Origin of the sequence: Bacillus sp. FSL K6-4563, assembly GCF_038630405.1 — a bacterium.
Taxonomy (GTDB): Bacteria; Bacillota; Bacilli; order Bacillales; family Bacillaceae; genus Bacillus; species Bacillus pumilus.
The window spans coordinates 1,364,534-1,389,143 of sequence record NZ_CP152030.1 but is presented as its reverse complement, the minus strand read 5'-3'; the positions used below and the strand labels follow the sequence as shown (position 1 = coordinate 1,389,143).

The following is a 24,610-nucleotide window of genomic DNA, read 5'->3' as shown; positions in this document are numbered from 1 at the left end:
AGATGATATTTTTCCTCTTGAATTCAAAAAAAGAAAAAGAATCTGTTTTTTTAGTTTGAGTCTTTTTTCTAATCTCATGCACCATGTTTTTATAAACCCGCAGACCTCATCAGACGTTTGGCAATTTCGTCAAAATCCTCTTTGGAAATGCCTGGGGCAAACTCTTCCGGTAATTCTCTATAATCTGGCACAGGTGCTCCTTGCGGGGTGCCCTCAATCACTGTGAGCGGTTTTCCATCAATCGGATGACTGCCTTTCCAAATCTTATTAATGTCCTTGTAATCCGTATCACTAAATGTATACAGCTTTGTATGAACATTTTGATCTTCAAATTTCCTCGCTGAATCAAAGTATTTGTTGTCGAGGTTTGGGATTGGCAGCATCTTTCCTACATCTACACCTGTGGCTACCTCAAGCGCCTTTGCATATGCCACAACATGCACTCCGCCCCTGACGAGTAAATAACCGATCATCTCTCTTGCTGTAGGATGATCTGTCATTTCATATACGCGCATTTTGTGCGTACGTGCTCCGCATTCTAGGAAGAAATTATGAAGGAGGTCAAGAATCAGGTTTCCGCTTGAGAACACATTCTCCCCGGTCCAAGGTTTTGCCATGGAATCAAACGGATAGCCTGTTTGAGCGGTTTGAATAAAATGCTGTGTATTTCGTTTATCGACAGCCGCTTTCATCGGTGTCGTATCTGGATCTCCGCCATGGGTAGTCCCTGTAATCATAAGATTCACAGCTGTGGTCACAAGTTCTACATGACCGAATTCTTCAGCCGTAATGCTGGATACGAGGTCATAAAACGGTTTGAGTTTTCGTTTTCCTCGAAAGTTAAAGGATTGAAACATGTAATTATTTAATGTTGACATTTCGCCGAATTTTCCGCCGAGTAATTCTTGCACAGCAGCAGCACCATTTGCATCTGGGTGATCTGGTCTTGGCAAATCAATCAGCAGCCGCTTGTCACGTTTGATCATGACGTTCCCTCCTACCGTCTAACTGTCATCACTTAAGATGTATGGAAGGATTGGGCTGTCCTATGCATGAGGCAAAGATGAAAAGCACAAAAAAAACTTGGCGGGGGTAGCGCCAAGTTTTTTGGATCTTGATCTGATAGAGGGGTTGGGGAACAGAGAGTAGCTTCTCTCCATAACTAAATGATAATGATTATCAGTTTCATTGTCAACCATTTTTTATTTCTTTTTTTCAATCAAAAAAAGCAGCCTAAAAGGCTACTCAGATTGTTAATAAATGGCTAATATAATCTTCACTCTGTGCTTTTAAATTAATCCATCTTGCTCATATAAATAGGCATACGGAAGATCTATAAATAAATACATATCTCCCTCTAACGGGTAAGAAAACGTACGTATCCTCTCACCAGTTTCTAAATCGCTGTAAATATCACTGAAAAATCCTTTCCCGCTCATTCTCATTTGGAGAATATTTGCTAGGAAATAAGGACGCCAGCTCCAGTTTTTCTCGATATATTCAGGCTGGAACAACCATTCTTTTTCTTTTTTAAACACATTTCCAGTGATTTGAAAGCCTTCTTCATTACACATATAAATCCGAAAGCTGCAATCCGTTAATTCTAATGCCAGCTTTTGGATGAGTTCATCATTTGTAGTGCATGATTTTTTTAAGGTCGTGACAGCTTGGTGAATTCGCTTATAAAATGTTTCAGAATGTTCGTAGACAGTTTGTAGTTTCTTTTTCTCATGCGCAATAAATTGCTGGAATTCTTCCCTCAGCTGATCTTTTCGTTTATTGCGGTCAATTAATTCCGCCGCCGGCTCGTGAAGATAGAACCCTTGAAAGTATCTGCCGCCATTTCTCCAAGCATATTGCAGCTGAAAATTTGCTTCAATGTCTTCATAAATTAAAGCCGCCCCTATTTTTCTCGCAAGCAATGAAATGCTGTACAAGACATATTCATAGGAAGGAGAAGGAGCCGATGCCCTTAATGCGTGTAAATCTATTTTTAATAGATCGGGTGAGAGCAAGGCAATCCGGTCAAGATTGCTGCTTTCTTTTCCGATATTCGAAATGGCGATTTTAATACCATATGTACGAAAATACGTTAACGTATGGTAAAGCTGTTCAATATCGCCGCTAAACGTATGCTCTGTAAATTCGATAACAAACCGATTAAGCTGAATGCCCCTTGCTTCATATTGCTTCAAGAGTTCTAAAAAGCTTTCACCATGATCAAGCATCAGGATATTGGCATCATGATTAATAAAAATGAGCAAATCATCATCTGCTGTTGTGAAAAGATCGAGTGCTTGCGTCAGTACTTTATGATCTACTTCCACTTTATATTCGTCAGGAATAGATGAATCCGTAAAGAAGGAGCCTAGGCTAACTGTTTCAGACTCGAGCTTCATTCTTCCTAAAACCTCATAGCCTATCACTTTTTGCTCTTCCGCACTGAATATCGCTTGATAGTGCGGGAAAACATCTTCAATATTCGTTAAAATATCCAATGGATCGACCATTTTCATCACCTGCTTCTCTCTTTGTGTGATTATAACACATCAAAAGCAGGTCTTACATCGTCATTCAAAATGGGGATTGGTTGAGCCATTGCCCCCCATCCATTGTGATACAATCTCCATTTATATAAGACGCTTGTTCAGATAATAAAAAGCTTGCAAGCTTTGCAATTTCCTCTGGTGTACCAAGTCTGCCAAGTGGAACACTATCTACTGTTCTTTGCGCTGCCTCTTCCGACTCCCATAGTTTATCCGCACCGCCTGTTCTCTCGATTGGACCTGGCGCGATGGCATTAACGCGAATTCGATATTGCTTACCCCATTCCACTGCAAGCGTTCGAGTGAGAGATAAAACACCGGCCTTTGCTGCCGCTGAATGCGCCACACCTACACCAGCACCCCATGCATAGGTCGCCACCATATTGACCATACTTCCCCTTTTCTTTTGACGAATCCAGTAATTGCCCACTGCATGACTGCAAAAAAATGTTCCATTTAATACAATATCAATGACAGCCTTCCAGCCGTTAGGAGATAGTTTTTCTGCTGGAACTAAAAAGTTTCCTGCAGCATTGTTAATCAGAGCGTCCACATCTCCAAATGTATCTACCGCAAACTTGACCATTTGATCGGCATCCTCTGGGTTTCGTACATCCATTTGGAAGTAAGCGATCGAGCCGCCATTTTGTTTTATTTCATTTGCTACCTTTTCTAACGTTTCTTCTGTTCTTCCAGTAATCACGACATTCCAGCCTTCATGTGCCAAATGGACAGCCATCGCCTTCCCCATTCCGCTTGATCCCCCTGTGACAATCACTGTTTGTTTCGTCATTTGTTCTCCCCCTCTGTGGTTTTGAATGACTATTCATTCATTATTTTCTATCATATCATGATTGACCCTAGATGCACCATATGGGAGATTCTTTAAATATGATGCTATACTTAATTTTATTTATAAAGGAGTCTTATATGAAGCAACTTTCTCGGAGACAGTTTTTAAAAGGAGCAGCTGGCGCGAGCATTCTCGGTTTTTTAGCTACAACATGTGGATACGGATATGCCAGATACATCGAACCACGCATGATCGATACCGTGTCAATGACCATTCGAGATGCTCAGCTTCCAGCTTCATTTGACCAGTTTAAAATTGCTCAATTTAGTGATGTTCATTTAAGTGATACATTTCCTGCGAAGGAATTAGAATCCGTCGTCCAGCAAATCAACGCTGAGTCTCCAGACCTCATTGTGTTCACAGGTGATCTCGTTGATTTTCAAGCATCAATTGAAGAGCATGAAAAAGCGAAAGCCTATTTGACTGAGCTCCATGCCCCGTTTGGTAAGCTCGCGATATGCGGTAATCATGACTACGGACCATTTGGCATTGATCTTTATGAGAATACGATGAAAGAATGCGGCTTTACAATATGTAAAAATGATGTGTTTCCATTAGAAAAAAAAGGGGCGCATATTCAGATTGCTACAATGGATGACCTGATGATGAGTGTGCCGGATTATGACCTGATTAAGCGAGAAGTATCATCTGATTTATTTACCTTGCTGCTCGTACATGAGCCTGATGCAGCATTGGAGCTGGATACAACCCCCATTAACTTGCAGCTTTCTGGACATACCCATGGCGGACAGGTGCAGCTTCCTTTCTACGGACCCATTCTCACAGCACCTTTTGGCCATACATATGTGGAAGGTTTATACGGAAGTTATCAGCACCGAATCTATGTCAACCGCGGACTTGGGACAACAAGACTGCCGCTTCGATTTTTAGCCAAACCTGAATTAACCTTTTTCACCCTCTCTTCTCGCATTTAGACAGAAGCCAAACCGCTTCTTTTTGCATATAGATAATCAAAGATCTTTCTCATGACAAATGTTAGGAGAAACCTTCCTTAGCCTGATTCCGTCCATATATAGATTGAGTGACAGGCATCATGGCTTCTTTTATTTGAGCAAAAGGAGTGTCCTTTGGTGCTGCGATATACGGTAAAACGCGGAGAAACGCTTGCTTCTATAGCGCTTGATTTTCGAACAACAACAGAAGCTTTAAAGGCTGCAAACCCTTCACTGCAAGGCCGAGAGCCGTTACAAAATGAGGTCATTATCATTCCTGGTCTGCCCGATCCTAATACGATCCCTTACCGCATTTCTGTTTCGATTTCAAGCAAACGTCTCGTCTTGTTTTCTGGATCAGAGCTGATTCGGTCTTATCCGATTGCAACAGGAAGAATTTTAAATATGACACCGACAGGTTCTTATTATATTGTGAACAGACAGCCAAACCCAGGAGGTCCCTTTGGCGCCTATTGGCTAAGCCTCTCGAAAGTTCATTACGGCATCCACGGTACGAATAACCCGTCTTCAATTGGTAAAGCTGTGTCTAGAGGATGCATTCGTATGTATAATCAGAATGTCATCGAACTTGCTTCAATCGTTCCAAATGGAACACCTGTGACCATTAGCCAGTAGGAGAAATCAATTGTATGAATGCTTAAAATTTTATATGATATAAAGTGGGATCTTCAGGTTAAGGAGCGTATTTATGGATATTTTTAAAAACAGAAATTTTGTTCGTCTCTTTTTTGCAGCACTTGCTTCGCAAATGGGGACAACAGTAGGCAATATGGCGTTTGCCTTTTATTTGCTCGATCATTTTAGTCATCAGCCCGCCTACGCCACATTAGCAGAGCTCATGTATTCACTTCCAACGATCTTTGTCTTTTTTATGGTCGGTGTCGTAGCAGATCGTTTTGATCGTAAAAAAGTCGCAGAGAATTGCGATTGGATACGAGCTGGGCTGACGATTGTTTTATTCATTGTTATTTATTTCAATTCACTACCTCTTATTTTCTTGATCTTGTTTATACGAAGTGCCATTACGAAGTTCTTCTATCCAGCTGAAGCCTCTCTCGTTCAGGCGATTTTAAATAAAGATCAATATGCAAAAGCCGCTGGCTTAAATCAAATGCTGTTTAGTTTATTCATGGTATTTGGTGTTGGAATCGGTGCGATTATGTATAAGACAATTGGACTTCACGGTGCCATTACCATTGATTTGATCAGTTTTATTGTGTCAGGCATCCTGATTCGTACATGTAACATTCCAATTGAAGCACGTCAGCCAAATGGACAAGCAGGCTGGAGAGGCATGACCATTAAAACGTCTCTAAAAGATTTTAAAGAAGGCATTCTTTACATTATAAAAAATAAATTATTGGCTTCTTTAATTTTTGGCTTTTTTGTTTTTGGTCTAGTCAATGGCGCATTTGCTGTACTTCCGATGTTTACAATGAAATATGGCCTTTCACCGGACCATTTTGAACTGCATACATCATTCTTTACAATCGCGATCGGTGCCGGTCTACTTGTTGGCAGCTTAATGGGCTCTGTTCTCGCTAAAAAAGTAAAGATGCAATATCTCATGTCACTTCCAATTTTGGTTGCAGGCATTCTGATTTTTGTACTTGGTTCCACCCACACACTATGGTTGTTTTATGTCACATCGTTTGTCATTGGTACATGTATTGGCCCAGTCAACATTGTCATTGGCGGCTGGCTGCCGAGAATCGTCCACCCTCGTCTGATGGGACGTGTGTCAGGCTGGGTTGACCCACTTACCATGTTTGCTCAATCCATGACATTAGGTTTGATTGCGGTACTATTTCCAAAACTCATTACAAACGTTTCTTATATTTATTACGGAATGGGCGTTATTATTTTACTCGTTTTCCTTTTTTACTTCTTTACACTGCCAAAGTTTAGCAGAGAAGCTGACGACTTAGACGTGCAGCGTGAACTAAAAGGTCAGGGAGCGCAATAAATGAAGCAAAAAGGACTTTCTTCTATAGAAAGTCCTTTTTGCATGACTGAAACACAAACGGCACTTATTTTTTCTGCTCATCGAAATGATTGGAAGCAAAATGAATGATTCTTTCAACTGCATAAATGCTAATAAATAGGATGAGAAATAGAACCAAAGGATGAATCGACCGATCATCTATCACGTACACAATGCCTCCAACGACAAATGCGACCAATAAAGGAGTTAACATATCTTTCAATCTAAACAGTCCTTTCTGTTCTCATTAACTTTGATCTTATAACATATTTTTCTTTGTATGAAATAAAAGGAATATGTATAAAATTGCAATATTTTTAATTAAAAATCTTTACATCATTGGAAGTTTTATAGTAGGATAGTCAGGTTGGAGGTGAGGGGTATGCTAAAAAGTTATTATTTTATTCATACAAAAGATGATCAAGGTCAATATGTTGTACATACAGAAGATTGTGCATTTTTAGGTGATGCTGCAAGCCGTAAATTGATTGGTCTGCACATGAGTGGCGAAAGTGCCATTGATGAAGCTAAACAAATGACGAATGAAACTGATTTTAATGGTTGCTTCTACTGCGCTTATTCAAGTCATAAGAAATAGGCCATGTGATTAAACCATATGTTCGGGCATGTTGTCTGGCATATGGTAAATTTTCAGACGCAACATGAATACAAATTGAGAAACTACCCATTTATTTAAATAGGTAGTTATCACGAAGTAATAGTTCACTTCATATATATTTCATCCAGTCAATTCTTCTTGCAATGAAAATCTCTCTTTGAACACCCTTCCTTCTCATTTTTTCGGCTGATATAATGCCATGAATAAAATCATGTATACTATACAAGCTGTCCCAGCCCATTGAAAAAAACCAAATGGCTCCTTTAACCAAAAAACAGTCGTGACAACTGCCGCAAGGGGCTCGACACTTCCAATTAAGCTTGACTCTTTCGGTGATAAATATTGCAAGCTTTCTATGTAAAACCAAAAAGCGATCATTGTACCAAATATGATAACAAACAATAAATATACATACGCTTCAACAGGTAAATGTGACAGATTTATCTTCCATGGCGGATGGACTAAGCTAAGGGCGGCTCCCCCAATCAGCATCGCCCAGCCGACAACGACTAGAGAATCAAATTCTTTTAACAGATTAATTGGATATAGCGTATAAAACGAAAGCGCTACAGCAGACAGTATTCCCCAAACCACTGCGACAAATGGAACGGTTAATGTTGAAACAGAACCATTCGTCAACAAGAGAAACATGCCCATGAACGCCAATGACACCGTCAGCATATCTCTTTTGGTAAAAGTAGATTGGCGGCGAAGTACTAAATACATGATAATCATAACAGGGGCCGTATACTGCAGAAGCGTCGCCACAGCTGCATTCCCAAGTTGAATGGATGCCATATAAGTATATTGAACAGCTAGCATGCCCATTACTCCAAATATAAGGACTTGCATAGCCGTCCTCTTCTTTTTCCACACACCAATTAGTTGCGCTCGTTCTTTTGTCATGAAATGAACAAATAAAAGCAGTCCACCTGAAATAAGCAGCCTGACAGTCACAAGCCAATTGACATAAATCCCATATTGCTGAAACAATTTTTGTGAAACAGTTCCTCCTACTCCCCAACAGATGGCACCAATCAAAACAAGCAAAATTCCCTTATTTCTATCCATTTCGTTCTCCTCAACTCTCAAACAATCATGATAATATAGTTGATAGTAGTTCACTTTGTTACATATTGATATATCAATTGAACATAAAAATAAAAGAATATTGAGGAGAACCATGAACAACTATCATTTTCTTATTGACTACAATTTGAAAGAATTAACGGAGCATTCTACTACGACCTGGTCTATCGCTCTTTATCATACGAAAATTTGTGATCATAGAAGCGGCCACATCCCTCTTCACTGGCATGACGAATTCCAATTTGTTTTTATTTTAGAGGGGGAAGCTGAATTTCACATCAATGAAGAGACGATATGTTTGAAGGAAGGAGATGGCGTATTCATCAATTGTGGCTGCCTGCATATGGCAAAAGATGCGAATGGGACAACTTGTACATATCTTTGTCTAAACGTTTCCCCACATTTCATCACAGCTAATGAATTATTTACCACTTTCGTTCATCCTTATATGCATGCGAGTCAGACACCTTATATTTTATTGAACCGAAAAGACCACTGGCCAAATCATATCTATCAATGTATTCAAACCATTCAGCGATTAATTGATGAAACTCCAGCATATTATGAGCTTGAACTCAACATTCAACTCATCACCATGTGGAAATGTTTATTACAAAATGGCTTTCAAATAAAATATGATGCACGGCAGCATGATAAAAATGAACGGATGAAACCTATGCTGAATTGGATTCACCAGCATTATCACGAAAAGGTGCTTCTTCAAGATATCGCTCGAGCAGGTCAGCTAAGCCGATCTGAATGCTGCAGATACTTCAAAGATATTCTAAAGAAGACACCTCTACATTATGTGAATGAATATAGAGTTCAACAAAGTCTCATCCTGCTTCAAGAAACAGACTTCAATATAACAGAAATTGCTTACAAAGTCGGCTTCAACAGCACAAGTTATTTTATTAGTATGTTTAAAAGAATAAAAAATACGACACCTTTAGCATATAGAAAATTAAAAGCGCCGCATTCTTTGTAACTGAAACAGATTGAAGAAAAATCATGATGGATAGATACTAGTGTCTTTGCACACCATTCTGTCATTTTTATATACAAACACGTTTTAGAACCGTCATGAATGGCTATTGTAAATAAGAACAATGGAAATCCTATCGCTTTTTAAAATAAGTCTATTTGCAATTTACTAATAAAAACGTATAATTTATACTAAGCACAGGAAGACGAAAGACAAAGGAGAGAAAAAATGGACGATTATGCTCATACTAAAGACATAGAACCTACAGCAGAAAACATCGCAAAAGCCATTTATACTGTTAACCGCCATGCTAAAACCGCACCAAATCCCAAGTTTCTTTATCTTTTGAAAAAACGTGCGCTGCAAAAACTATTGCAAGAAGGTAAAGGAAGAAAAGTGGGCCTACATTTCTCTAACAATCCCAAATATAGTCAACAACAGTCTGACGTGCTGATTGAAATTGGAGATTATTATTTTCACCTGCCACCAACCAAAGAAGACTTCGAATTTTTGCCACACTTAGGAAATTTAAATCAATCATATCGCAATCCGAAAGCGAATATGTCATTAAACCGAGCAAAGCAACTGCTTCAAACGTATGTCGGTTTAAAAGAAAAACCTACCGCCACAAAACAAAAATCACATTATACAAAGCCCGTCTTCAAACGACTCGGGGAAAGTTATTTTTAAACAAAAAACCACTCATGACGAGTGGTTTTTCCTTTAGATAATAAAGTGATCGACTTTTTCAATCAGCTGATGAATTTCTGGTTTACTAATTTGATCATCTGCACCAATTGTTTCCCCTTTATGGCGCAAATCTTCAGTGATTAACGAAGAGAAGATAAGAATCGGTATGGAACTTGTTAAAGGATTTTCCTTCAACAGTTTCGTTAATCGGTGACCATCCATTTTAGGCATTTCAATATCTGTAATAATCATATCAATTTCTTCTGTCACAGTAATTCCTTTGCTAACAAGGTCCATGACGTGGTCATATGCCTGTTTCCCGTCTTCAAAGGTCACAATGTTTTTATAGCCTGCTTCGGTTAATTCATTTGTTAATAAACGCATGAGAAGCGGAGAGTCTTCAACGACATAAAGCTTCTTCCCTGTTCTTCTCTCGTCTTTCTCACCGTCAAACATATGATACGTTTCTACTCCAGAAGCGGATTCAATATCATAAATGATTTTCTCATAATCTGGAAGGAAAACCATTTTCTCATCAAGCTTAATGATACCGGTCAAATGACGTTCCATCCCTTGATTGAGTGCAGTTGGCTTTTCAATCTCTTCCCAGCTGACGCGGTGAATTTGTGATACCGTTCCTGTATGGAACACAAATTTCCGTTGGTTGAATTCAGTCACAATATATTTCTCTTGTTCTGACTGATCTGACTCGACATTAAAAAAGGAAAATAGATTGATGACTGGTAAAATCTCGCCTCGTAAACTAATCATCCCTTCTACATCTTGATGAGAGTGCGGTACTGCCGTCACCTCAACCGGCTGGATGATTTCTCTTACTTTCATGACGTTAATGCCGAATTGATTTGAACCAATTTCAAACTTCACAATTTCCAATTCATTGGTACCAGAGTCAAGTAAAATTTCTTGTTTGTTTAAAGCCACGGAAATCCCTCTATTCTTCAATATAAGATTGTACTTTTTATATCGGCAGCATAGGTAAAAAGTTGACGTTTCTTTACGCTTTCTCTCGTACGAATTGATGAATCACAAGTCCTATCGCTGCAAGAATAAGTAAAGACCCTAGCGCAAGGCGGCTTGCGAGGTTTCCGTGCTCTGCAAACAGCAGAGTGACTGACCCATAAATGATGGGTCCAATAATGGAAGACACCTTCCCTGAGAATGCGAAGAGACCAAAAAACTGTCCTCTCTTTTCCTTCGGTGTCAGCTCGATAATCAATATTCGTGATGCCCCCCAGCTTGCGCCGAGTGAAATACCGAATAAACTGCCAGCCACCCAGAAGATCCATTCCGTTGTGGCTGTGACAGCCAGAATCAGGGCAACGATCAAAATCACATACACGACTGTAATCGAGCGCTTTGCCCCAATCGCTTTTGTGATATATCCAAATAAAAAGGAGCCAATGATACTTGAAATGGTCGACACAAGATAAAGCAGAATAAATTGTCCAGCGGTAAAGCCAATGATGATTTTGGCGTACACCGCCATCATCGCAATCGCTGTCTGTAAGGCATCATTCATAAAAAAGAAAGCAATCATAAAGATAAAAGCCGGCTTGTAATGTTTCATCTCTTTAAACGTGCGAATAATTTCTTTATATCCGCTGAAAAATGACGCCTTTTTCTCTGGCTGCGGCAGTGGATGAGGGTCTTTTACAAAAAAGAGAAATGGCAGGAAAAAGAGAAAGAATAATAGTGCTGTCGGAATAAATGCTTCATGAAATTGGTCATTGCCAACAAGTAAATAAACTGTGAGACCAACAAGTGTCCCTAAATAACCAACGGCAATGCCAAATCCAGAAATAAGCGGTATTTCATCCTTTGTCCCAAGATCGGGCAGGATGGTGTCATAAAACACTAGGCTCGAGTGATAGAAGAATTTTGCGATCACAAACAAGGTGACCACTACTAATAAAGAGACAGGCAGCCCAAACCATTCGCTTGAGAAATCAATCCCAGCAAAGATCCCCATCAAAAATGTACAAGCTATACATATTAGAGTAAACACTGTGATATAGCGCTTCTTTTTTCCTGTACGATCGATCAGGACTCCGTATAATGGTGTGAAAATGACGAGAAAAAAACTGGCTAGTGCGTTTGCATAAGAAATAAATGTACTAGCGATCTGATCCATTCTCGCACTGTCTCCGATTGTTTCCTGCAAGTAGAACGGGAAGAAAATGGTGATCATATTCGATGAAAATATCGTATTTGCAAAGTCATACAATGCCCAGGCCAAAATGGGTGCTGTCAAAAACAGACCGAAGCCTGCCCCTTTTTTCTGCATGGTCTTTTCCCCTGTTTTCAATCGTTTGTCTCCCTTCCCTGCCTGATTTTTCACTATCATTCTATTTTATGTCATACGTCCCTCTTCCATACAAGCAATCTATACAAAAAGCACCTCTTACGATTGAGCAGAGGTGCTTTTTTTCATTATTTCTTCACAACAATGGTACTTGCAATTAAATCGTGAAGTGCTTGTTTTTTCTCTGTGAAAAAGGCAATGATGTAGCCAATATATAAGATTGGAGACAAAAAGCCTTTTGCAAAGAAGCGACCTGTTGCACGGCCGAATGTCACTTTTTCGCCCGTTACTCTTGTCACTTTAATCCCAAGAGCCATCTTACCAAGCGTTCCTTGCAGTTTTGATGATTCCATGATGGCGTAATAAAGCCATGTCACCACAATACCGACCAAGATCGCTCCTATATAGAAAAAGATAAGTCCCATAATCACTGCCCATTCCTCATCTGTCATAACAGTTGTTGAATAGTAATAGCTGTCGTCATCCATCATCAATGCTGCCTCTGGACTTGAGACAAAAAAGAGTGTTGCCAAAATAAACATGATAAAAGAATATGGTACGCCGATGATGATACCATCCAAAAGGTGTGCAAGAAAACGATAGCCTACGCCTGCTAGCTCAGGATGTTTCTTTTCTTGAATGTGTGGTTCTGTTATGTTTGTTTCCATCCTATTTCTCCTTTATTATGTATGTTTTCTATAAATTTCTTATAATCATTCGTTATTATATCTTATGAATATCGCAAGATCAATGTAACTTTACACTTTTACATATATTTTAGATCAGTTCGTCCTCAATGATTTATGTGAATAAATACTGAAAATTTGTGAAAATCATGGTACTTCTAGTTCTTTTACCTCCTGATTTTTTAACATTTTGTGATATTTTCGTCTTGTTTCCATTCTACTGTTGACAATGGTTCTTCACATGGTACAATAGTCAAGGATTTTTTAAAGAAAGGTGTTCATGATGGGAACTGTCGTACTATTAAATAACAATGAAATGACTGTGATTGAAGATATTTGCGAAGCTGATTTTTTAGACATGAAGCATGGTTTGTCAAATGATGACGCAGCTTATATCTCTTGGTATGAAGATTACGATACTGCTTATGGATATTGATTTCATTTCATAGATGAAGCGTAAAAAAGGCGATACAACCTAAGTTGGTTGATCGCCTTTTTACGTTTGCGTGTTTCTTTCACTTTCAGGTTCTACATGAATAAAGATTTGTGCATGCGGAAATTCTTGCTGAATCTTCTCTTCAATTCGATCACATAATTGATGAACATCTTCTATCGTTGTCTTGCCATCTACAATCAAATGAAAATCAATATATTCCTCTGCACCGGATCGTCTTGTTCGAAAGTCATGATATTCGATGAATTCTTGACTGAATCCTTGAATGATTGCTTCGATCGATTGTTCTTCCTCGGGCGTTAGCCGGGCGTCTACGAGCGGCGGGAAGGCTTCTTTCATGAGTTTAAATGCTTCACGCATAATAAAGAGAGCAAGTATCATTCCAATGATCGGATCTAAGAAATACCAGTCGGTTAATGCGACAAGCAATAAACTGAATGCGACCCCTAATGACGTATACACATCTGTTAACAGGTGCAATGCATTCGATTTCATGGCGACAGAATGGACCCTTTCCGCCTCTTTGTTCACAACCTTCGATACGATAAAGTTGATGATCGCGCCTAATAGCATCACCACAATGCCAAGTACAGGCAGCTTGACTGGCTCTGGATGCATTAATTTGTGAACACATTCGTAGATGATCCAAATGCCCGCAACGAAAATCAGTAAGGTCTCAATCGTTCCAGAAATATTTTCGACTTTTCCATGTCCATAAGGATGTTTAGAATCTGCTGGCTTTCTTGAAATACGAACAGAGATAAATGCAATAAAAGATGCCATTAAATCGAGAAAAGAATGAATGGCTTCTGATAAAACCGCAACAGATCCAGTGAGCAGACCTACAATGATTTTTAAGATGACAACAAATGTGTTACTCATCACGGATAGAAACGCTATTTTTGATGTCTTCGCTGATTGTTCCATTTATCGTCCTCCTTTAGGAGATCGTATGTCTATGAAAGCAATTCCCATGACCCTGATTCTCACGTTCTTTCAGTTTACACCGTTTTGCCGTTTTCTAATCATGTTATCGCAGCCTGTATTTTCTCGTGAGGTTACGCTATAATAAATGTTGCTCTTTCTTCAATATATCACTCATGCTGTGATGAATAGGAGAATAGACTACAGATAATGATATCCAGTGCCTTTCGCAGGTGACATTTATGCAGTGAATGGTAAAATAGGATAAAAACATAAATTTTTAAGGTGATGAGAAATGGAGCATTTGCTGAATCCAAGAGTAAAGGATATTGAAATTTCAGGCATTCGAACATTTTCAAATCTCGTATCGTCATATGAGGATGTCGTATCTTTGACGATAGGCCAGCCCGATTTTTATACGCCGCATCATGTCAAAACAGCTGCAAAAGCAGCCATTGACGAGAATTTCACTTCGTACACTCATAATGCTGGTTTCCTAGAGCTAAGACAAGCAATCCAGCACTACATCAAGAAGAAAGTCAACCTTGATTATGATGCAGAGTCAGAGATCATTGTGACGACAGGTGCAAGTCAAGCGATTGATGCTGCGTTTCGAACCATTTTGTCAGAGGGTGATGAAGTGATTTTACCTGGACCTGTCTACCCTGGCTATGAACCGATCATTCGAATGTGCGGGGGGAAGCCCGTACATATCGACACAACGAATGCTGGCTTTAAATTAAATGCCAAGCTGATTGAGGATGCATTAACGGAAAAAACAAAGTGTGTTGTGCTTCCTTATCCTTCAAATCCAACTGGTGTCACGCTTTCAGAAGAAGAATTGAAAGAGATTGCCCAGCTCCTTGAAGGAAAAGACATCTTTATTTTATCCGATGAAATCTATAGCGAGCTGACATTTGACCGGCCGCATCATTCAATCGCTTCTTTCTTAAAGGAACAGACCATTGTGATTAACGGACTGTCTAAGTCTCATAGCATGACTGGTTGGAGAATTGGCTTTTTATTTGCTTCAGCTCCAATTGCTAAACATGTATTAAAAGTACATCAATATAACGTGTCTTGTGCCTCGGCTGTCTCACAAAAGGCGGCACTTGAAGCTGTGACAAATGGTGTGGATGATGCACTCATCATGAGAGAGCAATATAAGAAAAGGCTCGATTATGTATACGATCGGCTCATTTCTATGGGGCTTCCGGTCATTAAGCCTTCTGGCGCTTTTTATATTTTTCCATCCATTGAATCGTTTGGGATGAGTTCCTTTGATTTTTGTATGGAGCTGTTAGAAAGTACAAGACTTGCTGTCGTACCAGGGTCTGCTTTTTCTCCACTCGGCGAGGGGTATGTGCGTCTATCCTATGCTTATTCACTTGAAACACTGAAAGAAGGACTTGACCGCCTAGAACAATTCGTTCTTGAAAAGCGTTCCATTCATTTAACAGACTGAAACAACGGCTCTCCTGCCGTTGTTTTTATTTTGCAGGAAACATGATGTGAAATACGGTGCCCTTTTCGGGATGACTATCCACACGGATCGTCCCGTTGTGATTTTCTAAAATATTAAATGTCACCATAAGGCCAAGTCCAGTCCCTTTTTCCTTTGTCGTTAAAAAGGGCTCTCCTATTCGCTTCATGACCGATTCAGGAATGCCAACCCCTTCATCACGAATGGTGACGTGAATTCCATCTCTTTCTGCTTTGGCCGTAATGTCAACCTGCCCTCCGTCCGGCATGGATTCTACGGCATTTTTGATTAAATTGATAAACACCTGCTTGAGCTGATTTTGATCCCCGTTCATCAGGAGATCCTCTTCTATTTCACTTGTATTCATTAAAATGCCATTTAAGTTCGCTTGTGTTTCTAATAAAGCCGTGACTTCGCTGATGATTTTTTTCAAATCAAGTGTCTGCATCGATGCCGTTTGCTGCGGTTTTGCCAGCATGAGCAGCTCGCTTAAGATAATTTCTATCCGGCTCAGTTCAGAGAAAACAATCTCGAAATATTGATCCCGATCTTTTGTTTTCGGTTTAATGAGCTGCAAAAAGCCTTTGATGGCAGTCAATGGGTTCCTGATCTCATGTGCAATGCCCGCAGCCAATTGGCCTGCGATCGATAATTTTTCAGATCGGAGCATGAGCTCTTCTGTCTGCTTACGTTCGGATATATCTCTTAAAATAATTTGAACGGCTGTTTCTCCAAAAAATGTAGTTGGGATACACACCATTTCTGTATAGATCAGCTTGTGCTTAAATGTATGACAGCTCATCGTGACAATCTCAGAATCTGATGCTCTTTCAATAATACGTGATATGCTCTTTTTCACTTTTGGCTGGTCACAGGAATGGATTTGATGGAAAATATCTTTTCCTATTAATTTATCGTAATGCTCGGCTTCAAATAATTTAATGCCTGATTCATTCATAAACACCCATTTGTGATCGTGAATGACCGCAATCGTATCAATGGAGTTTTGGATGAGCAGCTGATACCGCTCCCGGCTTTTTTGCAGAACGGTTTGGAATTTCTTACGGGATGAGATGTCTACTAACAGCAAAAGCTCTGCCCGCTGATTTTGATAGATCGTTGGTGATGACTTCACTTCGATATGAATGCTGCTCCCATCTTTCCGCTTCCATATCTGTTCAATCATTCCGACTGGAAGACCTTGTTGCAGCCTTGTAATTCGGCTTCTCACAATGTCATGGTACTCCTCAGCAATAAAGTCAAATGCAGTTTTACCGATCATGTCATCTCTTGTACATACCCCCATTAATTGAAGCATCGCATCATTCGCATAAACAATTTCCCCTAAAATCGTAATACATAACGGATTTGGCAGCATGGCAATCAATTGTTCAGCTTCACTGACATGTTGGAAAGCCGGCAGACTGCCTAACGACTGTTCTGACACTTCTGATGTTGTTTGAAATGCTGCTTTTTGCGGTTCAGCGTCCAGCACCCTCATTTTTAGGATCATTTCTCTACTTAATTCACTGTCTAACTCATCACAAGCAACAAAATCAATACTAGCTTCAATCCATACAGCTGTTAGATCACTTCTAAGCAGCCTAAAGTGGCAAATCTCTAGCATGTGCTGATTGTAGAAATAACTCTCGACGAGAAATTGATCTTCGGTATGAACAAAGTCTTTCAAAAAACACCCTAGTAAATCCTTTTGTTCATAGAGCAAAAGCTGCTTACAGTTAGAAGAAATGTAGAGAAAGCGGCCATTAGAAGAAAGAACGGCATGTAAATCGATATTCGAATAAAGCTGATTCGAATCTTTCATTTTTTGTTCCATCGTCGTCCGACCCTCCTTTTCATTTTTTAGGGTTGTCCTTAGATTGATGTATAAAAAAGATTCGCTAGAAAACCCGTATTTTCCTTCCGTCATCGAGGGAAACGTCCATATTTTCAGCAAAAAAGAGCACATTCTCTTGATGTGCTCTCTGCTGTTTACTGCTTTTCGTATTTCTTTTGTAATTCAACGTACTTATCAATAATTTTACTTGGAATGGTTTTAATGACGGAATCTTTGTCTGAAACATAAGGGGTCACGACACTAAAAGCCACTTTTGGATTGGACGATGGATAATATCCCCCAAAGGTTAAATTGTAAGTGGGGTTTCCCCACCAGCTGCGGTTGGCACCATAGTAAAAGGTTTGGGCCGTCCCTGTTTTTCCTGAGACATCATGCTGACCAAAGCGGCCTGCGGCAGTACCGCCGGTCGATGTGACCATTTTCAGTCCCATTTTGACGCGGTCAATATCTGCTTTCGAGTTGTTAATCGTGTTCAATACCTTCGGCTCATATTTTTTCACGACTGGGCCTACTTCATCCTTCTTTGTTGGAAGGTGAACGCTTTTCACCACTCTTGGTTGAACGCGATTTCCTCCATTGGCGATCGTTGACATGTACTGGGCAACTTGAAGCGGTGTATACGTGTCATACTGGCCAATTGCTTCATCGAGCAAAAGTCCGCCGACCGTCTTCGGATGTGTCTGCATCCCGCTTGATTCCTGCGGCAAATCGATCCCTGTTTTCACACCAAGGCCGAATTGCGCATAGTAGTTTCTCATTTTTTGCAGGTGCTCAGGTCTTGCCGGTAACGGACCATCCTTTTGATAAATGATGCCCGCCATTCTCATCGCTACTTGGAACATGTAGACGTTGGAACTTTTTTGGAGAGCCTGAAGATCATTGACCCATCCAAGAACTTTGTATGACCGTTTCGGCTTTCCACCACTTCCTGCAAAGTAGAGCGGTGTATCCATATAGGATTGGTTGTGCGACATTCCGTCCTGATAACCGCCAAGTACTGTGGCTCCTTTGACTACAGAGCCCATTTCGTACTGGGTCGTAAATGTTCCGATGGCATAATCAGTGACGTCTCTGCCGTCCATTTTCTTGCCAGACATCGCGAGAACATCCCCAGTGTTAGGGTCCATCATCACGACAAATGCGCGATCCATCATATAGTTTCTCGCACTAGCGGATCTAAGCTCTGATTCGACGATCTTGTCGACTTCCTTTTGCAGCTCCATATCAAATGTCAGTGCAAGATCAAGTCCTCTTCGTCCCTCTGTCCGCTTGATTTCATCGAGCAGCTTCCCGCCAACCTGAGTATATTGAACGGTCGCTTTCTCCGGGTTCAGAAAATCCTCGTATTGATACTCTAAATAACTCTTCCCTACTCGGTCATTACGTGAGTAGCCTCTTGCCATATAGTAATCTTCACGCTCTTTTATAATCCCTTGCTCTGGTGTGGTCACACCGCCAAGTACATTATAAAGGGTCTTCTCATACGGATATTTTCTTGTCCAATCATTGATGACATTCACACCAGGCAGTTCATCAAGATGCTCTGATACAAGTGAAATCTCTTCATAGGTCAAACTCACAGATGATGCCTGCTTTGACTCTTTTGTTTCATCGAGTAAAGCAACTTTTTCGTCCCCCTTTTTCTCTTCATTTGGGTCCATTGCTTTCACGATTTGAGGCTCAAAGGCATATCCGCCTGTAAATCGACGATAGATCGCTGCAACTGCTTTTTCCTCTGCATTTTTTTCGATCGCCTTGACCTCTTCCTTAGGCACGCGCTCTACTTGAAGCGGATAGACATCTTTTGCTTTAAGATTCTTTTGCTCTGCTTTTGAAATGAGCTTATCCGCTTCTTTCGGATGGCTTGCCAGCCAAAAATCTCGAATGTCACGCTCTCTCAAAAAATCAGTATCCATTTTTATATAAGTCGCAAGTTTTCTTGCTACCTTAATCTTATCCTTCGCTTTTACACCGCTTTCTGATGTATAAACGATGGCAGGTACACTTTCATTATCAACGACGATTCTTCCTCTCGCGTCATACATTTTTCCTCTTGGTGACGGGTATGATGCTGTTTTGACCTCTGTTCGGTTAGCCTGCTTTTTATAATCCTCACCATTGACGATTTGCAGTACACCAAGCTTGATCACAAGCACAGCAAACAAACTAAAGACAGCGAAGAAAAAGAGATTAATCCTCCAGGCGTTCCGGCGCTTGAATTTTTTCTGCTCGGCACCACCTTGATGCTGTTTCTCTCCCACTTATGTAGCTCCTCTCATCCTTTCAATCTTTTACAATTACCACTCATTATTGTAACACTTTTGTAATAGTTGTTACAGCGAAACAAGCGAAAAAAAGCTGTCAATCCCTATTATGCAAAAAAATATACTAACACTTTAAAATATTGGTATGTTTATGTCGTTTTCATTAAATGGAAGAATTCCCTATCCTTTGATATGAGGCGGTTTTTTTTGTGACTTTAACAAAAATGACAAACAGGCATTGTCAATGGAGGATGCTGGTACGTTTATAACAAAAAGTCCATGTTATGATTTTCTGTGAGAAAACAAAACAAAGATTTTAGGAGGAGTTACAATATGAAGAAGAAATCATTCTTTTTTTCAGCGCTAACGGCTGCTGCACTCATCACGTTCACTGGGGGACATTCAGCTGATGCGAAGGAGCTTAACCTGAAACAAGTAATACATGTACAGCATCAAACCATTGATCTTCATACATTAGCTACAAAATTACATATCTCTTCAGATGTAAACAAGCTAAGCAAGTCGAATCAAAAAGAGATCGAAGCTCTTTTAAACAAGCTGATCAAAAGCGGTCAACCTGTTACTGGCACAAAAGTGGTAAAAGAAGTAAACAAAGCAAAAAATGAACAGAAACAAGAATCAGTGAAAAAACCTACTGCTTCTAAACCAAGTGCGCCAGCAAAACAAAATACAAACAACAATACAAAAGCTGATCAAAAAGACACAACGACAGCAAAAGCAGACAGCAGCTTGAATGCATTTGAAAAAGAAGTCGTTGAGCTTACAAACAAAGAGCGTGCAAAGCAAGGATTAAAAGCACTTTCTGTTGATTCAAAACTAAGCAAATCTGCTCGCGCAAAATCTCAAGATATGAAAGATAAAAACTATTTCTCTCATACAAGCCCAACTTACGGATCTCCATTTGATCAAATGAAGAAATTCGGGATCACTTACAAAACAGCAGGTGAAAACATTGCCCAAGGTCAAAGATCTCCACAAGAAGTGGTGACTGCTTGGATGAACAGTGAAGGTCATAGAGCCAATATCTTAAACAAAAACTATACACATATCGGTGTTGGTTATGTGAAATCTGGCAACTACTGGACGCAGCAATTCATCGGAAAATAAGTTATCTAAAAAGCCTGTCCCGAAGTAGGACAGGCTTTTTTATTTCACCCATAATTTATATATACTTTGTGTGCCGCTATTTTCTTCGCCCTGTTCGCGCAGCTTCTCATAAAGTGACTTCGCAAGTGAGAGCCCAGGCATCTCTTCTCCCATCAGCTCTGCTTCTTCAAGTGCAATGCCCATATCTTTAATAAAATGCTTCACGTAGAACCCTGGCTCGAAATCACCTTTCAACATTCTTGGTGCAAGGTTTGACAAGGACCAGCTTCCTGCCGCACCCGTTGTGATGCTTTTGAGCACGTGCTCTGGATCAAGTCCTGATTTTTCGGCATAGGCCATAGCCTCTGCGACACCTACCATGCCTGCTGCAATCGCAATTTGGTTACACATTTTGGTATGCTGGCCGCTTCCTGCAGGTCCTTGATATTGAATGTTTTCGCCCATTTTCTCAAATAAGGGCAAACACGCTTCATAGGCTGATTTTTCTCCGCCAATCATAATCGCAAGCGTTGCATTTTTTGCACCTACGTCTCCGCCAGAAACTGGTGCATCTAATGCAAACAGCCCTTTTTCTTTCGCTTTCACTTCAATTTCTTTTGCCAGCTGAGGCTTCGATGTCGTCATATCTATCAGATAAGTACCAGGCGTAGCATGTGCCACAAGCCCCTCTTCACCTAAATAGATTTCTTCTACATCTGATGGATATCCCACCATTGTGATGACAGCATCTGCATGTTGTGCAATTTCCTTCACTTCCGGCTTCCATGATGCGCCTTTTTGAATGAGTGCATCTGCTTTCGCTTTTGTTCTTGTATAAACGAGAACTTCATATCCAGCATCCATTAAATGTTCAGCCATACTGCGTCCCATTACACCAATTCCAATAAAACCAACTGTTTTGATTTGTGTCATCACTTGTTCCTCCTTAAAGAGACTTTGTCAATCCACCATCAATGATAAGTGTTTGACCTGTCATATATGTATTGGCTTCAGATAAAAGAAAGGCTGCATATGCTGCAAATTCCTCTGGCTGTCCATAACGGCCAAGCGGAATCGTACGTTCAGCCTGTGCTTTGATTTCTTCAACCGTTTGGTGCTCTGCCTGCGCGCGGTGCTTGTCGAGCTGTTTGACGCGGTCTGTTTCAATTTTCCCAGGGGCTAACGTATTGATCAAAATTTCATCCTTGGCAAGCTCCTGAGCGGCTGTTTTTGTCCAGCCGACAATAGCCGGTCTAAACGTATTTGACAGCATCAAGCCTGGGATCGGTTCTTTTACTGACATAGACGCAATGTTTAACACGCGTGCACCGCGTTTTTTCAAATAAGGCAATGCCTCTTTTAATAATCGAATATAACTGAGTAAATGAAGCTGAAATGATTCCATCCAGTCTTCATCTGTTAAGGTTTCAAGTGTCCCTGTTTTAGGACCGCCTGTATTGTTCACAAGAATGTCTAAGCACTTCTCATCACCAGCTGCCGCTTGAACTAACGCCTTGATTTGCTGCGCGTCAGACACATCACATACTTGATAAGTCAGCTTTCCTTTTACAAGCGGAGATAATTCTTTCACCGTTTCTTTCAGCGTGTGCTCATGTCTTCCTGAAAGCATGACTTCTGCTCCCTCTTTTGCTAGAGCAAAGGCAATCGCTTTTCCGATACCTTGACTGCTTGCAGCGACCAATGCTTTTTTTCCAGATAAATTGACATTCATGTCAACACCTCCTCTGCTTTATTTTATCATACAAAAAGAACCTTGCTCACGTCGCAAGGTTCCTTTCTGCTTGATTACACTTTAAATCGGTCAACCGCCTGATGGAGCGCCTGGCTTGATTCGTTCAGCAGTTCAGTCGAAGTTTTCGTTCTTTCTAACGCTTGAACTTGTTCATCTGTAGACGCATGCACTTCCTCAGCTGAAGCTGCAGATTCTTCAGAAATTGCCGCAATACTTTGAATGGAGTCACTCATCTTCTGTTGTTCTTCTGTCATTTCATTGATCTGTGAATGAATACTGTCGATTGATCCGACAAGTGCCTGCATTTCCATTGTGATGCTGCTCAGCGCCTCGCCTGTTGCATTAATGGCGTCACCTTGTTCCTCATTCATCTTACTTGCTACTGTCATCGCTTCAGCCGCCTTCTTCGATTCATCTTGAATGAGTTTGACGGTTTCACTAATGTGTTTTGTTGATTGCGCAGATTGTTCAGCAAGCTTTCTAACTTCTTCTGCAACAACAGCAAAGCCTCTTCCGCTTTCTCCAGCTCTCGCTGCTTCAATGCTTGCATTCAGTGCAAGTAAATTCGTTTGATCCGAAATTTGAGAAATCGCTGTCACCACGTTTTCAATATTTTTCGTTTTATGCTCAAGGTCTAGCAGCATTTGCTCCACCTTTTTCGATTCTTCGCTCGCTTTTGTTGATTTTTGGACGAGCACACCAAGTGCATCTAGCCCTTTATAGCTCGCATCTTCAGATGATTTTGAGTTGGTTTGCATTTGTGAGGCAAGCTCACCCATATGGCGCACTTTCTCATACAAATGCTCTGATTTCTCATTAATCGTTTCTGCATCTGATGCCTGCTTAGACGCCCCTGTTGCCACCTCTTGAATGGCCGTTGCAATCTGTTCGCTCGACAGCAAGGTTTCATTTGAAATTTGGGTCACTTCATCCGTTGATGTCACAACTTGCTCTGAAGCCCCTTTTACTTTTTCAATTAACTCCCTAATGTCCTCTATCATTTGATTAAAGCTTTTCGTGAGGAGACCAATTTCATCTTTGGACTTCACTTCAAGCGTACTTGTTAAATCGCCTTCTGACACTTTACGCACATGCCCTGTTAGACGCTTGATTGGCGTTGTAATGCTTCTTGCCAATAAGAAGCTAAGGATCATCGCAAGAATAATGGCAATGACGGATATAATGATACTTGTCTGATTCATTTGTTCTGTAATCCAAAGCAGTTTCTTTTTCTCAAAGCTCACGCCAACCGTCCAATCGGCTTCTTTGATTTTAGATATGACCGTCAGTTCTTTGCTGTCATCGATACCTGAGTTGTCAAGCGCTTTTTTCACAGAGGCGACCTTTGATATGTTTTTTCCTTGCTGTGTTGGATGCGCCAAAATGGTGCCTGTGTTATCAACTAAGAAAGCGGTCCCTTTATAAGGAATCTCTTGTTCATTTATATAAGATTGAATGGAGGAGAGCTTCAAATCAAGTCCAGCGACTCCAATGACCTTTCCATTTTTGACAATCGCCTTCGTGGCTGAGACAATCACTTTTTTCGTTGCTTCATCAATATATGGATCTGTCCAAACAACCTGATCAGGCTTTTCGACTGCTTGTTTAAACCAGCCTTGTTTAGATGGATCATACCCTTGGCCAAGATCAAACTCCGGGAAGCCGAGCATTTTGCCATCAGTTGTTCCAATATAAGCAAACGAAATGAGTTTATCCTGTTCCTGCAAGTTTTTTATTGCACTTTTTTCAAAATCCAGTGTTTGCTTTGTTTGTTTTTGCGCAAATTCTTCAGTTATTTTACCTGTTGCCAATTTGTTAATTGTATTGCCGTAATTATCAAGCTTTTCTGTAATAATGTCTTTCAGGCTTTCTGCCGTTGCTGTGGCGGTCGTTTTTGCATCTCGTTCAATCAGTGGTGTTAATACCATGTTGGAACCCACTTGAACTGCCACAACGGTTAAAATTAAAATAACTGAGATGAAAACAGCTATTCTCACTTGAAGTTTCTTAAACATCTC

23 protein-coding genes are annotated in these 24,610 nt (G+C 40.4%); 9 read left to right on the top strand and 14 right to left on the bottom strand.

All coding sequences use genetic code 11. The features are described from left to right. Positions 1–89: 89 nt before the first annotated feature. The 3 genes from MHH54_RS06855 to fadH all read right to left on the bottom strand — a co-directional run bounded on the left by MHH54_RS06855 (position 90) and on the right by fadH (position 3,339). Positions 90–986, bottom strand: coding sequence for a manganese catalase family protein (locus MHH54_RS06855; protein ID WP_003210823.1), 897 nt, complete (start codon positions 984–986; stop codon positions 90–92). Between the two features lie 303 nt (positions 987–1,289). Beyond that, positions 1,290–2,510: an EAL-associated domain-containing protein gene (locus MHH54_RS06850; protein ID WP_050945469.1), complete on the bottom strand. Its 1,221-nt coding sequence runs from the start codon at positions 2,508–2,510 to the stop codon at positions 1,290–1,292. A 64-nt stretch (positions 2,511–2,574) separates the two neighbouring features. Continuing rightward, positions 2,575–3,339 (bottom strand): 2,4-dienoyl-CoA reductase, encoded by a 765-nt coding sequence (gene fadH / locus MHH54_RS06845; protein ID WP_003211125.1) that lies wholly within the window; start codon positions 3,337–3,339, stop codon positions 2,575–2,577. Positions 3,340–3,476: 137 nt separating this feature from the next. Here fadH and MHH54_RS06840 point away from each other — a divergent pair, with 137 nt between their 5' ends. From MHH54_RS06840 to MHH54_RS06830, 3 genes are all read left to right on the top strand, one after another. Next, positions 3,477–4,334 carry a metallophosphoesterase gene (locus MHH54_RS06840; protein WP_003211963.1) on the top strand — a complete coding sequence of 286 codons (858 nt, stop codon included), beginning with the start codon at positions 3,477–3,479 and terminating at the stop codon, positions 4,332–4,334. Between the two features lie 156 nt (positions 4,335–4,490). Further along, positions 4,491–4,988 (top strand): L,D-transpeptidase family protein, encoded by a 498-nt coding sequence (locus tag MHH54_RS06835; protein ID WP_034619946.1) that lies wholly within the window; start codon positions 4,491–4,493, stop codon positions 4,986–4,988. 73 nt (positions 4,989–5,061) lie between these two features. Continuing rightward, complete coding sequence (locus MHH54_RS06830; protein WP_003211422.1) at positions 5,062–6,339, top strand: MFS transporter; 1,278 nt, start codon at positions 5,062–5,064, stop codon at positions 6,337–6,339. A 64-nt stretch (positions 6,340–6,403) separates the two neighbouring features. On the opposite strand, the gene MHH54_RS06825 is transcribed toward MHH54_RS06830, so the two are convergent. After that, complete coding sequence (locus tag MHH54_RS06825) at positions 6,404–6,580, bottom strand: hypothetical protein (RefSeq protein ID WP_003211106.1); 177 nt, start codon at positions 6,578–6,580, stop codon at positions 6,404–6,406. Positions 6,581–6,739: 159 nt separating this feature from the next. On the opposite strand from MHH54_RS06825, the gene MHH54_RS06820 reads away from it, so the two are divergent. Next, positions 6,740–6,955: a hypothetical protein gene (locus MHH54_RS06820; protein WP_003211341.1), complete on the top strand. Its 216-nt coding sequence runs from the start codon at positions 6,740–6,742 to the stop codon at positions 6,953–6,955. Between the two features lie 195 nt (positions 6,956–7,150). Here MHH54_RS06820 and MHH54_RS06815 read toward each other — a convergent pair whose 3' ends face one another. Then, a complete protein-coding gene (locus MHH54_RS06815) occupies positions 7,151–8,047 on the bottom strand; it encodes a DMT family transporter (protein WP_003211579.1) in 897 nt (298 codons plus the stop codon). 112 nt (positions 8,048–8,159) lie between these two features. On the opposite strand from MHH54_RS06815, the gene MHH54_RS06810 reads away from it, so the two are divergent. Further along, positions 8,160–9,053 carry an AraC family transcriptional regulator gene (locus MHH54_RS06810; RefSeq protein ID WP_003210930.1) on the top strand — a complete coding sequence of 298 codons (894 nt, stop codon included), beginning with the start codon at positions 8,160–8,162 and terminating at the stop codon, positions 9,051–9,053. A 225-nt stretch (positions 9,054–9,278) separates the two neighbouring features. Further along, complete coding sequence (locus MHH54_RS06805) at positions 9,279–9,740, top strand: YkyB family protein (RefSeq protein WP_012009774.1); 462 nt, start codon at positions 9,279–9,281, stop codon at positions 9,738–9,740. 33 nt (positions 9,741–9,773) lie between these two features. Here the strand turns inward: MHH54_RS06805 and MHH54_RS06800 are convergent, their stop codons facing one another. The 3 genes from MHH54_RS06800 to MHH54_RS06790 form a co-directional block, all read right to left on the bottom strand. Continuing rightward, a complete protein-coding gene (locus tag MHH54_RS06800) occupies positions 9,774–10,682 on the bottom strand; it encodes a chemotaxis protein (RefSeq protein WP_003212225.1) in 909 nt (302 codons plus the stop codon). A 73-nt stretch (positions 10,683–10,755) separates the two neighbouring features. Next, positions 10,756–12,066, bottom strand: coding sequence for an MFS transporter (locus MHH54_RS06795; protein WP_342500812.1), 1,311 nt, complete (start codon positions 12,064–12,066; stop codon positions 10,756–10,758). Between the two features lie 125 nt (positions 12,067–12,191). Next, positions 12,192–12,731: an RDD family protein gene (locus tag MHH54_RS06790; protein WP_003211813.1), complete on the bottom strand. Its 540-nt coding sequence runs from the start codon at positions 12,729–12,731 to the stop codon at positions 12,192–12,194. 301 nt (positions 12,732–13,032) lie between these two features. On the opposite strand from MHH54_RS06790, the gene MHH54_RS06785 reads away from it, so the two are divergent. Further along, positions 13,033–13,185 carry a hypothetical protein gene (locus MHH54_RS06785; protein WP_003212049.1) on the top strand — a complete coding sequence of 51 codons (153 nt, stop codon included), beginning with the start codon at positions 13,033–13,035 and terminating at the stop codon, positions 13,183–13,185. A gap of 60 nt (positions 13,186–13,245) precedes the next feature. Here MHH54_RS06785 and MHH54_RS06780 read toward each other — a convergent pair whose 3' ends face one another. Continuing rightward, complete coding sequence (locus MHH54_RS06780; RefSeq protein ID WP_342500811.1) at positions 13,246–14,130, bottom strand: cation diffusion facilitator family transporter; 885 nt, start codon at positions 14,128–14,130, stop codon at positions 13,246–13,248. 292 nt (positions 14,131–14,422) lie between these two features. Between MHH54_RS06780 and MHH54_RS06775 the strand changes: the two genes are divergently transcribed. Then, on the top strand, positions 14,423–15,592 hold the full coding sequence (locus tag MHH54_RS06775; RefSeq protein ID WP_003210942.1) for an aminotransferase A: 1,170 nt from the start codon (positions 14,423–14,425) through the stop codon (positions 15,590–15,592). Between the two features lie 25 nt (positions 15,593–15,617). Here the strand turns inward: MHH54_RS06775 and MHH54_RS06770 are convergent, their stop codons facing one another. Both MHH54_RS06770 and MHH54_RS06765 read right to left on the bottom strand, forming a co-directional pair. Then, the gene (locus MHH54_RS06770; RefSeq protein WP_106029796.1) at positions 15,618–17,447 is read right to left on the bottom strand and encodes a PAS domain-containing sensor histidine kinase; all 1,830 of its coding nucleotides are present in this window, start codon (positions 17,445–17,447) and stop codon (positions 15,618–15,620) included. A gap of 155 nt (positions 17,448–17,602) precedes the next feature. After that, positions 17,603–19,729, bottom strand: coding sequence for a penicillin-binding protein 2 (locus tag MHH54_RS06765; RefSeq protein ID WP_106029797.1), 2,127 nt, complete (start codon positions 19,727–19,729; stop codon positions 17,603–17,605). A 336-nt stretch (positions 19,730–20,065) separates the two neighbouring features. On the opposite strand from MHH54_RS06765, the gene MHH54_RS06760 reads away from it, so the two are divergent. Next, positions 20,066–20,860 carry a CAP domain-containing protein gene (locus MHH54_RS06760; protein ID WP_003212087.1) on the top strand — a complete coding sequence of 265 codons (795 nt, stop codon included), beginning with the start codon at positions 20,066–20,068 and terminating at the stop codon, positions 20,858–20,860. 39 nt (positions 20,861–20,899) lie between these two features. On the opposite strand, the gene MHH54_RS06755 is transcribed toward MHH54_RS06760, so the two are convergent. The 3 genes from MHH54_RS06755 to MHH54_RS06745 form a co-directional block, all read right to left on the bottom strand. Further along, positions 20,900–21,772 carry an NAD(P)-dependent oxidoreductase gene (locus MHH54_RS06755; protein WP_003211880.1) on the bottom strand — a complete coding sequence of 291 codons (873 nt, stop codon included), beginning with the start codon at positions 21,770–21,772 and terminating at the stop codon, positions 20,900–20,902. Between the two features lie 13 nt (positions 21,773–21,785). Beyond that, on the bottom strand, positions 21,786–22,571 hold the full coding sequence (locus MHH54_RS06750; RefSeq protein ID WP_003212246.1) for an SDR family oxidoreductase: 786 nt from the start codon (positions 22,569–22,571) through the stop codon (positions 21,786–21,788). Positions 22,572–22,645: 74 nt separating this feature from the next. Continuing rightward, entirely contained in the window at positions 22,646–24,607 is a 1,962-nt protein-coding gene (locus tag MHH54_RS06745) for a methyl-accepting chemotaxis protein (RefSeq protein WP_003212395.1), read from the bottom strand. Positions 24,608–24,610: the final 3 nt, after the last annotated feature.

Coding starts and splice junctions, on each gene's coding strand:
- MHH54_RS06855 (WP_003210823.1), bottom strand. CDS start 986: ATGATCAAACGTGACAAGCGGCTGCTGATTGATTTGCCAAGACCAGAT.
- MHH54_RS06850 (WP_050945469.1), bottom strand. CDS start 2,510: ATGGTCGATCCATTGGATATTTTAACGAATATTGAAGATGTTTTCCCG.
- fadH (WP_003211125.1), bottom strand. CDS start 3,339: ATGACGAAACAAACAGTGATTGTCACAGGGGGATCAAGCGGAATGGGG.
- MHH54_RS06840 (WP_003211963.1), top strand. CDS start 3,477: ATGAAGCAACTTTCTCGGAGACAGTTTTTAAAAGGAGCAGCTGGCGCG.
- MHH54_RS06830 (WP_003211422.1), top strand. CDS start 5,062: ATGGATATTTTTAAAAACAGAAATTTTGTTCGTCTCTTTTTTGCAGCA.
- MHH54_RS06820 (WP_003211341.1), top strand. CDS start 6,740: ATGCTAAAAAGTTATTATTTTATTCATACAAAAGATGATCAAGGTCAA.
- MHH54_RS06815 (WP_003211579.1), bottom strand. CDS start 8,047: ATGGATAGAAATAAGGGAATTTTGCTTGTTTTGATTGGTGCCATCTGT.
- MHH54_RS06810 (WP_003210930.1), top strand. CDS start 8,160: ATGAACAACTATCATTTTCTTATTGACTACAATTTGAAAGAATTAACG.
- MHH54_RS06805 (WP_012009774.1), top strand. CDS start 9,279: ATGGACGATTATGCTCATACTAAAGACATAGAACCTACAGCAGAAAAC.
- MHH54_RS06790 (WP_003211813.1), bottom strand. CDS start 12,731: ATGGAAACAAACATAACAGAACCACACATTCAAGAAAAGAAACATCCT.
- MHH54_RS06785 (WP_003212049.1), top strand. CDS start 13,033: ATGGGAACTGTCGTACTATTAAATAACAATGAAATGACTGTGATTGAA.
- MHH54_RS06780 (WP_342500811.1), bottom strand. CDS start 14,130: ATGGAACAATCAGCGAAGACATCAAAAATAGCGTTTCTATCCGTGATG.
- MHH54_RS06775 (WP_003210942.1), top strand. CDS start 14,423: ATGGAGCATTTGCTGAATCCAAGAGTAAAGGATATTGAAATTTCAGGC.
- MHH54_RS06770 (WP_106029796.1), bottom strand. CDS start 17,447: ATGGAACAAAAAATGAAAGATTCGAATCAGCTTTATTCGAATATCGAT.
- MHH54_RS06760 (WP_003212087.1), top strand. CDS start 20,066: ATGAAGAAGAAATCATTCTTTTTTTCAGCGCTAACGGCTGCTGCACTC.
- MHH54_RS06755 (WP_003211880.1), bottom strand. CDS start 21,772: ATGACACAAATCAAAACAGTTGGTTTTATTGGAATTGGTGTAATGGGA.
- MHH54_RS06750 (WP_003212246.1), bottom strand. CDS start 22,571: ATGAATGTCAATTTATCTGGAAAAAAAGCATTGGTCGCTGCAAGCAGT.
- MHH54_RS06745 (WP_003212395.1), bottom strand. CDS start 24,607: ATGTTTAAGAAACTTCAAGTGAGAATAGCTGTTTTCATCTCAGTTATT.